The sequence below is a fragment of the Psychrobacter sp. Marseille-P5312 genome, assembly GCF_900291405.1.
In the GTDB taxonomy this organism is placed as follows: Bacteria; Pseudomonadota; Gammaproteobacteria; order Pseudomonadales; family Moraxellaceae; genus Psychrobacter; species Psychrobacter celer.
Map to the genome: position 1 here is coordinate 917622 of NZ_OLML01000001.1, position 13723 is coordinate 931344.

At 44.7% G+C, this 13723-nt stretch carries 13 protein-coding genes; 1 reads left to right on the top strand and 12 read right to left on the bottom strand.

Going from position 1 to position 13723, the window contains the following annotated elements:
• Positions 1-50: 50 nt before the first annotated feature.
• From C6W44_RS03965 to C6W44_RS04020, 12 genes are all read right to left on the bottom strand, one after another.
• Entirely contained in the window at positions 51-1739 is a 1689-nt protein-coding gene (locus C6W44_RS03965; protein ID WP_105244310.1) for an ATP-binding protein, read from the bottom strand.
• Between the two features lie 198 nt (positions 1740-1937).
• Positions 1938-2654, bottom strand: a complete 717-nt coding sequence (locus tag C6W44_RS03970) for a response regulator (protein WP_071002805.1) — start codon at positions 2652-2654, stop codon at positions 1938-1940.
• A 581-nt stretch (positions 2655-3235) separates the two neighbouring features.
• The gene (locus C6W44_RS03975; protein ID WP_075101883.1) at positions 3236-3652 is read right to left on the bottom strand and encodes a F0F1 ATP synthase subunit epsilon; all 417 of its coding nucleotides are present in this window, start codon (positions 3650-3652) and stop codon (positions 3236-3238) included.
• A gap of 104 nt (positions 3653-3756) precedes the next feature.
• On the bottom strand, positions 3757-5190 hold the full coding sequence (gene atpD, locus C6W44_RS03980) for a F0F1 ATP synthase subunit beta (protein ID WP_105244311.1): 1434 nt from the start codon (positions 5188-5190) through the stop codon (positions 3757-3759).
• A gap of 38 nt (positions 5191-5228) precedes the next feature.
• Complete coding sequence (gene atpG, locus C6W44_RS03985) at positions 5229-6110, bottom strand: F0F1 ATP synthase subunit gamma (RefSeq protein WP_105244312.1); 882 nt, start codon at positions 6108-6110, stop codon at positions 5229-5231.
• Positions 6111-6320: 210 nt separating this feature from the next.
• A complete protein-coding gene (gene atpA / locus C6W44_RS03990; RefSeq protein ID WP_105244313.1) occupies positions 6321-7865 on the bottom strand; it encodes a F0F1 ATP synthase subunit alpha in 1545 nt (514 codons plus the stop codon).
• 93 nt (positions 7866-7958) lie between these two features.
• On the bottom strand, positions 7959-8582 hold the full coding sequence (locus C6W44_RS03995; RefSeq protein WP_105244314.1) for a F0F1 ATP synthase subunit delta: 624 nt from the start codon (positions 8580-8582) through the stop codon (positions 7959-7961).
• Between the two features lie 13 nt (positions 8583-8595).
• Positions 8596-9066 carry a F0F1 ATP synthase subunit B gene (locus C6W44_RS04000; protein WP_105244315.1) on the bottom strand — a complete coding sequence of 157 codons (471 nt, stop codon included), beginning with the start codon at positions 9064-9066 and terminating at the stop codon, positions 8596-8598.
• A gap of 117 nt (positions 9067-9183) precedes the next feature.
• Complete coding sequence (atpE, locus tag C6W44_RS04005; protein WP_105244316.1) at positions 9184-9432, bottom strand: F0F1 ATP synthase subunit C; 249 nt, start codon at positions 9430-9432, stop codon at positions 9184-9186.
• A 40-nt stretch (positions 9433-9472) separates the two neighbouring features.
• Complete coding sequence (gene atpB, locus C6W44_RS04010) at positions 9473-10339, bottom strand: F0F1 ATP synthase subunit A (protein WP_105244317.1); 867 nt, start codon at positions 10337-10339, stop codon at positions 9473-9475.
• A gap of 720 nt (positions 10340-11059) precedes the next feature.
• Positions 11060-11458: an ATP synthase subunit I gene (locus tag C6W44_RS04015; protein WP_105244318.1), complete on the bottom strand. Its 399-nt coding sequence runs from the start codon at positions 11456-11458 to the stop codon at positions 11060-11062.
• Between the two features lie 531 nt (positions 11459-11989).
• A complete protein-coding gene (locus C6W44_RS04020) occupies positions 11990-12877 on the bottom strand; it encodes a metal ABC transporter solute-binding protein, Zn/Mn family (RefSeq protein ID WP_227526352.1) in 888 nt (295 codons plus the stop codon).
• A 249-nt stretch (positions 12878-13126) separates the two neighbouring features.
• On the opposite strand from C6W44_RS04020, the gene C6W44_RS04025 reads away from it, so the two are divergent.
• A complete protein-coding gene (locus C6W44_RS04025; RefSeq protein ID WP_105244319.1) occupies positions 13127-13654 on the top strand; it encodes a Fur family transcriptional regulator in 528 nt (175 codons plus the stop codon).
• Positions 13655-13723: the final 69 nt, after the last annotated feature.

Below are 13723 nucleotides of genomic sequence, written 5' to 3' on the forward strand. Positions count from 1 at the left end.
CTTCGCCCTCCTCTACTATTGCTCTGCTGATCACTGGCTGTCTTTGCTTATCATTGGTTTTCAATATCACGCTCACTTCTGTCTTGCGTCAACTCATCTGCCGCCAATATCTGTGTCAAGGGCTTAATCGGCCAAGTCATGACAAACCTTGCGCCGCCAAGCTCACGGCTTTCATCTACCTTCATCCTGCCGTTAAACCAAAAGGCAATGCGCGAAACGATAGACAGACCAAGTCCATAGCCACCCGATGCACGGGTGCGACTGTCATCCAAGCGCGAAAACGGGATAAACACCTTTTCGCGGTCTTCTTCTGGGATGCCATGACCGTCATCTTCGACACTGACAAAGGCATTGCCCTTTTTGACGCCAGCACTAATGATAATGGTGGTTTCTGCATAGCGTAGAGCGTTGCCAGCCAAGTTCTGAATGACGCGGTGTAAATAGCGCTTATCAGCCACTGCCGTGACCTTCGCACTGGGGAGTTTGGTCACTATCTTGATGGGTTTACCTAGCGCGTTGGTTTCGCGCTCGACCTGCTCTAGCAGCTCTCGAAGATTGACAGGCTCTAGATCAAGCTTTGGTGAGCCTTCTTCTAGCTTAGCGTACGTCAAAATCTCGTCAATCAAACCATTTAGCGACTCAATATCTTCGTCGATATAGTCACGCTGCATAAAGCGAGAGTCCTCATCATCAGTATCGGCCAGCATATCGACGGCAAACCGTATACGGGCAACAGGCGTACGCAGCTCATGCGAGACCGCGCGTGTCAGCTCACGCTGTGACTCAATCAAACGCTTGATATGTGAGGTCATGGCGTTAAATGTCGCTGCCAAACGCGCAATCTCATCTTGGCCAATGACCTGTACTTGAATATCTAGATTGCCTTTACTGACTTCGTTGACGCCCACTTGTATCAGTTGTAGCTTACGCTCAAGCGGAAAAATCAGCGCATACACACCCAAACTAATAAGGAACATACTGATCAAAATCATACTGATGATCAGATTGAGCGGAAACCAGTTAAACAAAGGAACTGGGCCGATCAAGATAGCCATGTCATTGATTTCGGAGGGCACTATCACTCTGATCGCTGAGTTGCTCTTACTACTGTTGGTATCCTGCAAAGAGATGACCACCTCATCACGGCGCAAACGCGCTATCTGATCAGAATCCAGATCGAGGGTGTTGACCGCCTGAAACGCAAGCGGAAAAGAAAACTTGTCTTCTAGCTCAGCGAGGCGTGCACGCTTATCCGATAAAGTCATCTGATAAGACAAATCATCTAACAAAAACACAGCAATAGCACGCACTTGCTGTTCGGTCACCTGTGATACCCTCGCGGTCAAGACGCTCTGGCTGTCGGGCAGACGATAATAAACATCTGCATATACCGGCTGATTGTTATAACGAACCACGGTATTGTCATTTTCAAGACGGCGTAGCTCGCTGGCGGTGAAGTCTACTTTATCAATCGGTATGACACTAAATGTCGAGCCAAACAAGCTACTGGCATCTGATAACCAATACGCTCGCTGCTGCTCATTGTCCTGATGCGCAATTCCTTCACTGACCAAATGAAACGCCCCTTTGGCCATGGTTTCTCGATAGGACTGCACCCGCTCTTTATTGATCGTGTCCATCAATAACTGCGCGAACAAGGCCACGCATAAACAAACGATAAGCAGCCCGGCATAAATCCGAACGAAAATACTGTGTTTTAAAGAAGAAACTAATGACATACGTGCCGTGACCAACTTAGTAAATAAAATCCGCTGATAGTACCCAGCATAGTGCTGCTACATTATGATGGCTTAATTAAACCACATAACGCTGTATTTAAGTTTAAAAATTAAAATTTAGCCACAAAAAAACCAGCAAAGGCGCTGGTTTTTTTGTGAGAATGCGAGACAACCTGTCTTCACTCAGATGTGAGCTGATTAGTTGCCTTCTTTAACAAACAGATAACCCTTACTACGGACGGTCTTAATACGTTTTGGGTTTTCTGGATCATCACCGATTTTTGGACGGATACGCGAGATACGCACATCAATGGAGCGGTCTTGACCATCATACTCAATACCGCGCAGGCGCTCAAAGATATCTTCACGCGATAAAATGCGACCAGCATTCGATGCAAGTAACCATAATAGGTCATATTCGGCGCTAGTAAAATCTACCAGCTCATCACTAAGCGTGACTGAACGACCACCGTTATCAATGACTAGCTCACCAAACTCTAAACGCTGCGGCACATCTTCTGATGGGGCGTTTTCTGAGCGACGTAGCAACGCACGAATACGAGCAAGTAGGACGCGTGGCTGCGCCGGTTTGGCAACATAATCGTCAGCACCCATCTCAAGGCCGAGTACTTGATCCATATCTTCAGTACGGGCGGTCAGCATCAAAATTGGATTCTGGTAATGGGGACGTACTTCACGGCATACTGTCAACCCATCGCTACCAGGAAGCATGACATCAAGCACCACCATATCAGGCTGTTCGTTGACGATACGGCGAATCGCACGATTGCCATCGGTTTCGATGGCGACTTCTAAACCGTTTTTGACCAAGTAGTCTTGGGTCAACATGGCCAGACGCTCATCATCTTCAACAATCAAGATTCGGGGGGTGTTGTCTTCTTCAGTCGTTGTCATTGTTATATCCTCTAATACATCTCATTTAAAAGCAGTAAAAGTAAGAGCGGTAAAATTAATAGCACCATATTGTGGCACGATTGATGTTTGTATAGCTGTTACAACTTGGTAGCACAGTATACTATTAAACGTACGGCTTCCTATACTATAGCCTATAGTCAGTAACAAAACCTATAAACTATAATGATTAAAACTTTAGTTTACGTCCAAAGATTCTACCTTTTTCATGCAAATTAACGGTTTAAAGACTTTTTTAGCGCTTTAATACTGGCATAGATATTGACGCATCACTGTTTACGCAACGCTCAGCACCTATGACAATAGCAATCATGTTTTCAACGCTCACGCAGCATTTACATATTATCGTCTCTAATATAACCAGATATGCTCATTATCGCCAGTGTCTTTTTATCTCTGTTAATAAAGTCAGCAGCAAACCGCGATATTGATTACTTTTGTCATATGATTTTAGCTGATACCGAATATATGACAGACATAAAAAAACAGCCCATGATGGACTGTTTTTTATGCTTACTAAGCATACCAAGTAAGAGAGGCTACTTAGTATGATAGAAAATACATTAAGCGCGGTTTTTATATTTACGAATCGTTTGTAGCTGTGCCACAGACTCTGCTAAAGAAGCCAAAGCGGCATTGGTCTGAACCGTATCAGACTGATTGACCAGCATTTGCTCCGCTTTTTTACGCGCTTCGATGATTTTACTTTCATCAAGATTGTGTGCACGCATGGCGGTATCCGCCAGTACAGTGACCATCTTTGGCTGAACTTCTAAAACGCCACCTGAAACATAAATCACTTCTTCTTCACCGTTTGGTGTTTGCACGCGCATCGCACCCGGTTTTAGCAAAGTAATAAGCGGTGTGTGACCTGGCAATACACCAATCTCGCCTTCGGTACCCGTAGCTATTAGCATGCTGATCTCGCCCGAATACAACTCTTCACGAGCACTTACGACGCGACATTGTAACGTTGCCATATTTAACTCCTTACGATCAAAACTCAATCAAAACTGCGATGCGTTATCTACTGGCAAGTAGACAGATAGTAGCCCACTTGCCTTTTAGCAATTGCTAACGCAACTTACGCTGCAGTAGATTTCATTTTTTCTGCTTTGGCCACTACTTCTTCGATGCTACCAGCCATGTAGAACGCTTGCTCTGGTAGGTCATCGTATTCACCAGCGATGATTGCTTTAAAGCTGGCAATGGTATCGCGTAGTGGTACATATTTACCAGGCGCACCAGTAAAGACTTCGGCAACGTGGAATGGCTGAGATAAGAAGCGCTGGATCTTACGAGCGCGATAAACAACCAGTTTGTCTTCTTCTGACAACTCGTCCATACCTAGGATGGCGATGATGTCTTTTAGCTCTTTATAGCGCTGCAACACTTCTTGCACACCGCGAGCGACGTTATAGTGCTCTTCACCGATGACTTGTGGATCTAGCTGACGTGAGGTTGAATCTAGTGGATCAACCGCAGGATAGATACCTTGTGAGGCGATGTCACGGCTTAGTACAACTGTCGCATCCAAGTGAGCAAACGTCGTTGCTGGTGATGGATCCGTCAAGTCATCCGCTGGTACATAGACGGCTTGCACTGAAGTGATAGAGCCTGATTGCGTTGAAGTAATACGCTCTTGCAGCAGACCCATCTCTTCAGCGAGTGTTGGCTGATAACCAACCGCTGATGGCATACGACCAAGTAGTGCTGATACTTCAGTACCGGCTAGTGTATAACGGTAGATGTTATCAACAAATAGCAGTACGTCACGACCTTTACCAGTGGCAGGATCTTTGGTGTCACGGAAGTACTCCGCCATGGTCAGACCCGTCAGTGCAACACGTAGACGGTTACCTGGTGGCTCATTCATCTGGCCGTATACCATCGCAACTTTAGATTTGCTAAAGTCTTCGGTGTTTACAACGCCAGCTTCTTGCATTTCGTGATAGAAGTCGTTACCTTCACGAGTACGCTCGCCAACACCTGCAAACACAGACAAACCTGAATGTTTCAGAGCGATGTTGTTGATCAGCTCCATCATGTTTACGGTTTTACCAACACCAGCACCACCGAACAGACCAACTTTACCACCTTTAGCAAACGGGCAAAGTAGATCAATAACTTTAATACCCGTCTCTAGTAGCTCAGTGCTGTTTGATTGCTCAGCATAACTTGGTGCTTCACGGTGGATAGACCATTTCTCGTCAGCAGTAACAGGACCTTCTTCATCGATAGGACGACCAAGAACATCCATGATGCGACCTAGCGTACCAGTACCAACAGGCACAGAAATCGGTGCACCAGTATTAGTAACAGGTAGGTTACGCTTTAGGCCTTCAGTTGAACCCATTGCAATAGTACGTACGATACCATCACCTAGCTGTTGCTGCACTTCTAGGGTGGTTTCGGTACCATCTACTTGCAAGGCATCAAAAATTTGAGGAACTTCATTACGGTTGAACTCAACGTCAAGAACCGCGCCAATAATCTGTACAATACGACCGCTACTCATTGCGTTCTCCTTGAACTTCTATATATAGGTGTAGTCAATTATGAAACAGCAGCAGCACCGCCAACGATTTCCGAGATTTCTCGGGTAATCGCCGCTTGACGCAGCTTGTTATAAACCAACTGTAAATCGTTAATAAGGTCACCAGCATTATCTGTTGCCGCTTTCATCGCAACCATACGTGAAGACTGCTCGGAGGCAATGTTTTCCATTACCGCTTGATAAACAATCGACTCGATATAGCGACCAAGCAATTCATCAATCAATGTCTTGATATCAGGCTCGTAGATATAATCCCAGCTAAGTTCTGTCTGTAGACCACTGTCTTCATCATCAAATGACTGCTCTGGTAGAGGCACCAACTGATTAACCGTTGGCTTCTGAGTCATCGCATTGACGAATCGGTTGTAGACGACATAAATACGGTCAAGTTTACCGTTACTGTAGTCCTCAAGCATGGCTTGAACCGGTGCATTTAATTGCTCAAACGTTGGTTTGTCACCATAATCGGTCACAGCCGATGTAACGTTACCACCAAAGTTTTTGAAGAAGCTGACACCTTTGGCACCGATGACTGCAAACTCAGCTTGTACTGACTGGTCTTGATAATCTTGGATACTTTTAGTTAAAGCTTTGAATAAGTTAATATTCAAACCACCCGCTAGGCCACGGTCAGAAGTGATGACAATATAGCCAACCTTATTGACTGGACGCGATACCATATACGGATGTTTGTAGTCTGATGAAGCATGCACCAAATGTGAAATAACCCGGCGCATACTATCAGCATACGGGCGACCCACTTCCATGCGGTCTTGCGCACGGCGCATCTTACTCGCTGCTACCATTTGCATGGCACGAGTGATTTTCTGGGTGCTTTTAATACTGGTGACTTTGGCACGTATCTCTTTTAAGCTTGCCATAATGATTCCAATATAAGAGGGTTAAAAAGCATTGGCGCATGCAGCATTTGATAAACAATCACCTTTAAAAAAGGCAATATTTTGTGCATAACGCGATCTAATACCGACGGTGGTTAAGACAGTGGCGCTTTTGTCTTAGCAAAAAGCGTATCAGACAACGCGCCACTTTTTAAACGATCAGTCATCACCAGATCGGCTTAACCCATTAAATTAATAACTGTGATTTTGTTTAAAAGTCTGTACTGCTGACTTTAAACGACCTGCGATATCATCGTTGTAGTTCGCAGTGTCATCAATCTCGCGCATCAATTCACTTTGCTCATCATGCATATAGCGTAAGTAGGCTTCTTCAAAATCACCAATCTTTTCAACTGGCACATCAGCTAAAAAGCCTTCGTTTGACGCATAGATAACGGCCGCTTGTTCAGAAATTGACATTGGCTGATACTGTTTTTGTTTCATCAGTTCAGTTACGCGCTCACCATGATCAAGCTGTTCACGAGTTGCGTCATCAAGATCAGAGGCAAACTGAGCAAATGCTGCTAGTTCACGATACTGAGCCAGTGCGGTACGAATACCACCAGATAGCTTTTTGATGATCTTAGTCTGCGCAGAACCACCAACACGAGATACCGAGATACCAGCGTTGACTGCTGGACGGATACCTGAAGCGAATAAGCTAGACTCTAGGAAGATCTGACCATCAGTGATCGAAATGACGTTAGTTGGTACGAATGCAGATACGTCACCTGCTTGGGTTTCGATGATAGGCAGAGCGGTCAAAGAACCGGTTTTACCTTTCACTTCACCGTTAGTGAACTTTTCTACGTAATCCGCGTTTACGCGTGATGCACGCTCAAGTAAACGTGAGTGTAAATAGAATACATCACCAGGATAGGCTTCACGACCTGGCGGACGACGTAGCAATAGTGAAATCTGACGATACGCAACCGCTTGCTTTGATAAGTCATCAAAGACAATTAGGGCATCTTCACCGCGATCACGGAAGTACTCACCCATCGTACAGCCTGAGTATGGTGCAAGGTACTGTAGTGCTGCTGGCTCTGATGCCGAAGCGACTACAACGGTGGTATATTCTAGCGCACCGGTTTGCTCAAGCTTACGTACGACGTTGGCAATAGTAGAGCGTTTCTGACCGACTGCGACGTACACACACTTAATACCAGATGCTTTCTGAGCGATGATCGCATCGATGGCCATGGCGGTTTTACCCGTCTGACGGTCACCAATGATAAGCTCACGCTGGCCACGACCGATTGGGATCATGGTATCAACGGCTTTATAACCGGTCATTACTGGCTGATCGACTGATTGACGGTCGATAACGCCTGGAGCGATTTTTTCGACTTTATCTGTCAATTTGGCATCGATAGGGCCTTTGCCATCGATAGGATTACCCAAGGCATCTACAACACGGCCTAGCAGCTCAGGACCTACTGGTACTTCAAGGATACGACCAGTACAATAGGCTTTTTGACCTTCTTGCAGCTGTAGGTAATCACCAAGTACTACCGCGCCGACAGAATCACGCTCTAAGTTAAGCGCCATTCCATAGATTTCGCCTTCAAACTCAATCATTTCGCCGTACATAGCATCTTCAAGACCATGAATCTGCACGATACCGTCAGATACTTTGACAATCGTGCCTTCATTCTTTGCAGTTGCACCCGCATCAAGGTCTTGAATACGCTGCTTAATCAGGTTACTGATTTCCGCTGGATTCAATTGTTGCATTGCCTTGTTTCCTTTAATTTATGATAACCCGCCCACTGACTTAAATGCTCTTACGCTCACGCAGATTTTATTTGGCTGCGCTACTGAGTGGCATTAGGCAGTTAGCTGTGTTTTTAACTGTTGTAACTTGCCGCGCATCGAATCATCAATGATTTTGTCACCGACTTTGATCGTAGCGCCAGCCAATAGACTTGGATCGACCGACTCGTGAATCACCACACTCGCATTTAACGAGGCAGCAAGACGTGTTTGAATCGTTTCACGCTGGGCGTCGGTCAATGGATAGGCAGAGGTCACATATGCGTCAAGCTGCTTTAAGCTTATGGCCTTGTGACGGCGATAATGCTCATAAACTTCAGGAAGCAGCGCCAGACGCTCTTGTTCTGATAACTGTTTAACGAAGTTACTAAGTGCTACTGATACTTTAGGATAGCTGGTGTCAGCGCTTAGTTGAGCACCTCGGTTCTTATCTAATAGCTGCTTAAAAGCAGAGTCATTAGAACCCGCTACTTGTGTATCATAAAGATCGACCAAAGCAGCTGACTTATGCTCAGCAGAAACAGCTGGATTGTCCAGCCAAGTACTGAACGACTTGTCATTGACAACGCGGCTGGCAATAAATAAGAAGTTTTCCCACTCATTTACCACACCATTTTCGTTGGCATAGTCAAACGCGGCTTTAGCGTACGGTCGTGCTAAGGTTGATAAGTCAGCCATGATATCCTCACAATTACAGCTTCGCCGCCAGTTGGTCTAACATACTGGCATGTTTTTGCTCATCGACTTTGTCTTGCAAAATCTTCTCAGCACCAAGTACAGCCAGTTCAGCAACTTGCGCACGTAATGATTCACGCGCTTGATTGATTTCTTGGTCGATAGATGCTTGTGCTTGTTGGCGAATGCGCTCACCTTCTGCTTGCGCTTGCGCTTTTGCATCTTCGACAAGCTGGTTGGCACTCTTGTTGGCTTGCTCGATTAAAGCCGCGGCTTTAGTCTTCGCAAGATCAAGCTCCTGCTGGACATCTTGTTCTGCGGTCGCCAAGTCTGCTTTTGCTTTTTCTGCGGCATTCAAGCCTTCAGCGATTTTACGCTGACGCTCATTAATGGCCCCGATAAGTGGTGGCCACACAAATTTCATGCAAAAAATCACAAATATTGCAAAAGCAATGGCTTGACCGATGATAGTAAAATTGATATTCACGCGATCACCTCTTTGTTAATGAAAAATCAGTTTCATTGATCATGTTTGGTAGTCAAATTTTGACTATATTTGATAGAAAACGCTTGAGTACCAAACATTTACAACTGAGCTTTCGGATTAACCTGCTAGAGGGTTAGCGAACAACAATAGCATAGCAATACCAACACCGATCATCGGAATAGCATCAAGAAGACCTGCTACGATGAACATACGCGTTTGCAATTGTGAGCCAAGCTCTGGTTGACGAGCAACACTCTCTAGGAACTTACCGCCTAAAAGAGCAAAGCCAATACCTGTTGCAAGGGCGCCTGCGCCAATAAGTAATGCAACTGCGATAACTGTGTAACCACCTAATACTGGATCCATTGATGTATCCTCTTTACCTATTTATTGATGAAGTGTCTAATTAATGTTCAGTTGACGAGGCTAATGATAAGTAAATTATCGTCAGCATCATGAAAATGAACGCTTGAAGTGTAATAACTAAGATGTGGAATATTGCCCATGGTACCGATAACGCCCATTGAATCCAGAACGGCATCAAGGCAATCAAAATAAATACCAATTCACCGGCATACATGTTACCAAACAAACGTAAGCCAAGTGATACTGGTTTTGCAATCAAAGTCACGACTTCTAAGATGAAGTTGACTGGGATTAATATAATTTTCAAAACAATATTATCTGCACTAAAAGGATGCAAGGTCAGCTCACCGATAAAGCCGCCAACGCCTTTTTCTTTGATGCTATAACCGATAATCAAAGCAAAGACTGAAAACGCCATACCCAAAGTAATATTGGGATCAGTGGTTGGAACAATCTTAAAGAAAACATGATGAGGGTCGTGACCCATAGCAGCCCCAATCTGACCTGCAAGCCCTGGAATAAAATCGATGGGCACTAAATCCATCAGGTTCATCAAGAAGATCCAAACAAAAATGGTCAACGCCAGGGGCGCAATCAGTTTCGAGGTGCCGCTATAAGACTCACGAACGTTGTTATCAACAAACTCGACAATCATCTCAACCGCAGCTTGAGTCTTACTAGGAACATTTGAAGTAACTTTTTTAGCAACCATCCAAAAGATGGCACAAAATAAGATACCCAAACCGATTGACCATAGCATAGAATCAAGATGGATAGCTTTGAAGCCCATTTGCGCTGCTTCTTCAGCAGTATAGGCAACTTTCCAGCCTTCGCCCGGCAAATAACCGTACGTCCAATGCGTTAAATGGTGAGAGATATATTCTGATGATGTTTGCTCGGCTGCCATAATGTAAGCTTCTTATTAATCAACGATTTAATCAACTACCAAAAATATGGTTGTCATCTGATGAGGTTTAGCAATGTCTATTTATCTTGGTAATAAGCAGGCAAATAAATCACACTAACGCACTCATTTAACCAACAACATCCAACCCATAATTCTATTACTAATACTACATCTAACAGCTTAAGATAAATTTTAGTTATCAAAAAAGGGCTTATGATAATTCAGTAATAGCCCTTGCATGTAGACGCAAAATTATTATATATGTGCTTGCTTACTGCCACATTTTTGTAGCTATCGCTCAATTCGGCGCTTATAAGCAAAATATTTCGCCGCCTATATTAATGCAGCGTTGTATTCGTGTAAAGTCAATTATGACTTTTTTATCCGCCGTATGAATAAGTTAGCGGCCACTGACCTTTAGTCGTATAGGCTTGCTTCATTTGCTGGGTAGGAATATTTAATACTAAACCCAAAGCTTATTGAGACGTTGTGTTGTTTTCATCGTCATTTTGCGCTTATCAATGAATCTTCGTCGCCTATATCGCTATCTTTATATTCCTATCGATAAAAATCATATCAATAGAAATAAAGCACATGTCGTTTTTTGACTTTATAGAATCAGTCATAGAGAAATTGGACGGCAGGGTGACTTGCCTAGTACTATTTAATCAGTAACCATCACAGATAGATCATCATCGATACCATCATGAGCTACCAGCACTAGCGTATGTGCCACAACATCCAACTGTGACTAATTTGCATTACCATAAAACCGATAAACAGCGCTGGCGCAGATAGGGGTTGTACGGTAATAAAAATTAGTGCAAAACCAAACACAGTCAATAGCCATTTGGCCATCTGACCTCGATATAGCTGGCTGACAATGTGTCTGCGCGCGCGATATCCGGTGTACCAAAAAACAAAAAAAGCAAATACAGCCTGTGTGATAAAGCTCAGTAGTGCACCGATTGCGGTGCTCTTTGCGACGATGAGCTGACTATGTAGCCAGCTTATATCTATCATCCAAGCAGCAATGATCAAGATAAATAACAGCCAGGCTTGGCGTTTGATATAAGTACCAATCTTGTCTTTTTGGGTGCGTTTGGCAGGTTTGGTCATGGTACGCCTATAGCCTTATAGCATTGGGATAAGACAGCAGAAATACTCGCAGCCTTTTTATCCGTGAATGACTCACTCTACAGGTGTTACCTTTTAACCAAAATAAAACGCCACTTATTATAAGGAGGCTGCAGCCGTTAAGCAAGCAAAATCTACCTTTTATCTCTCCCCTACCCCAATCACTGCTCATGGCTGCCATCAAGAGCGGCAAGCCTGCGCCCGTTATCATTCATTCTAAATAAAGGGAGTAGCGCTATGCCAGTATGCTCCTGTGTTTATCTTATCGTCGATACACTCTAAAAATGTCATAGCGCTACTGGGATGAATTTTGCGCAGCCTCTGGGAACGCAGCACGCAAGTAAAATTTATACCAGTAGCGCGTTTAAATCCATAACAGTTTTACCTTCAGCTAACTATATCGTCGATCAACTATTTTTCAGATAGCTTAAAATCAGATGCCTTAAAACATACTGTGGCATTTGTATAATAGCCGTCAGTCAGATACTTGAGCGTTATTGCGCTTAATTGCGCTTATTTATCGATACACTGATGGATTTGCTGCGCCATCGTTTGCCAGCCACTGATAAAGTCGGTGCTGTTACTCATGTCTTCTGCTTGTACTGTGGTACTGACGGGCTGTAGTTTGGCCAGCAAGCCTTTGGCAGGTGCATTTGGACTGACCAAGCACATTCGCTTGGTTGGGCGCTGCTCATTTAACCGGCGTAATTGACTGGCTTTTGGTGCTAAGTGGTGATCGACACTCAAGCTACCAATAAGCTGTAAATTGATGCTGTCTTCGATATATTGATACGCATCATGATAAGCCCAGTAGGGTGAAGGGTTTTTTGTGCTATCTAAGCTGGCGGCGGCCACCGCATTGTCTAAACGCTGGGCAAATTTTTGTGCATTGGCATGATAAAGGCTTTTATATTGCGGATTGGCATGGCTGTGGATAACAGCCAAGGCACGAGTGATGGCTTTGGCATTATCAGGATCGAGCCAGATATGAGGATCGAGCGTGCCGGCGATGGGTTTGCCTTGGACATCACGTAGCGGATGACGATTAAAGGCATCAAACTCAAATAAGGCAATGGCATTAGGCGCTGTCTTTAAGCTTGAGGCCAAGTTATTTTCTAGCGGCTCACCAAACCAAACCACAAACTTACTGTCGCGTATTGCCTTGATATCACCAGGGCTGATACTCCCGTGATGCCCGACTTCGCCAGCTTGTAGTAGCCGCTTAGCAGACGGCGCGCCTTCGGTTACCGCCTCACTTAATAAAAACAGCGGATAGTTGCTGACGCTGACGGTGGCTGCATGCGCACTCACATAGGCCAGCCCCAACCATAGCAGTAGTGGTGCCAGCAGACGCTGCAAAATCGGATAGGCACGCAAATAATCATAAAACATTGGATTCATAGTCAGCTCTTTGGTATATAGTTGGCAAAAAGTTAAGCAAATATAGATGCTGCGCATCGGACATATCGTTTGACGATTGCTATCACCCCAGCTCGATCGCCCTCATCAGCTCACCCTTTGACAGTGACAGGTCAATTTACTTGGTTATTCAATATTTAGGTTGCTCGGTAATTTTATTTTATTATGTTATACTATAACAATAGAAAACGCCATTGCTAAAATGCTACGTAATTTTTAGGAGTTTGCCTCATGTCTACGAGTTTGTCAGTCTGCGATCACTTGCATGATGTGCAAGACTTTACACCGGATGATGTGACTGAGCGCCTGAGCGCAGCAAAGGAGCAATGCCGACTCAGTGGTGCGCGTTTTACGCCGTTACGGCAGCAGATATACCAGCTGGTACTCGAAGCCAACCAACCCGTCGGCGCGTATGATTTGATCACCCAGTTGCAGCAAATGCGACTAGTCACACCTGATGATGCGTCGGCGCAAAAAACGACAAAAAACGTGGCACCACCCACGGTATATCGCAGCTTGGAGTTTTTACTCGGTGAGGGCTTGATCCATCAGCTTACCTCTATCAACGCCTACGTGCCCTGCTGTCATCCTCGCGCTCAGCATACGGCGGCGTTTTTGATCTGTGCCCAGTGTCAGCGGGTACAAGAATGCAGTAGCATACCCGTACAAGAGATGATGAGCTTTGCTGAAAAAGATGTGGGGTTTGTGGTGGAGCGTAGTGTCATTGAGCTGAGTGGTCGTTGCCAAGCTTGTCAGTAATAACGACGGTTTATTATTTGCTCGTTAATTTATCATCCATCGTTTATCTTACCTTGAGTCCTTGCCCTA

Bases quoted from the DNA above. Each gene is read 5' to 3' on its own strand.
- atpG (WP_105244312.1), bottom strand. From the start codon at position 6,110: ATGGCAAGCTTAAAAGAGATACGTGCCAAAGTCACCAGTATTAAAAGC.
- C6W44_RS03970 (WP_071002805.1), bottom strand. From the start codon at position 2,654: ATGACAACGACTGAAGAAGACAACACCCCCCGAATCTTGATTGTTGAA.
- C6W44_RS04025 (WP_105244319.1), top strand. From the start codon at position 13,127: ATGTCTACGAGTTTGTCAGTCTGCGATCACTTGCATGATGTGCAAGAC.
- C6W44_RS03995 (WP_105244314.1), bottom strand. From the start codon at position 8,582: ATGGCTGACTTATCAACCTTAGCACGACCGTACGCTAAAGCCGCGTTT.
- atpA (WP_105244313.1), bottom strand. From the start codon at position 7,865: ATGCAACAATTGAATCCAGCGGAAATCAGTAACCTGATTAAGCAGCGT.
- atpE (WP_105244316.1), bottom strand. From the start codon at position 9,432: ATGGATCCAGTATTAGGTGGTTACACAGTTATCGCAGTTGCATTACTT.
- C6W44_RS04020 (WP_227526352.1), bottom strand. From the start codon at position 12,877: ATGAATCCAATGTTTTATGATTATTTGCGTGCCTATCCGATTTTGCAG.
- C6W44_RS03975 (WP_075101883.1), bottom strand. From the start codon at position 3,652: ATGGCAACGTTACAATGTCGCGTCGTAAGTGCTCGTGAAGAGTTGTAT.
- C6W44_RS03965 (WP_105244310.1), bottom strand. From the start codon at position 1,739: ATGTCATTAGTTTCTTCTTTAAAACACAGTATTTTCGTTCGGATTTAT.
- C6W44_RS04015 (WP_105244318.1), bottom strand. From the start codon at position 11,458: ATGACCAAACCTGCCAAACGCACCCAAAAAGACAAGATTGGTACTTAT.
- atpD (WP_105244311.1), bottom strand. From the start codon at position 5,190: ATGAGTAGCGGTCGTATTGTACAGATTATTGGCGCGGTTCTTGACGTT.
- atpB (WP_105244317.1), bottom strand. From the start codon at position 10,339: ATGGCAGCCGAGCAAACATCATCAGAATATATCTCTCACCATTTAACG.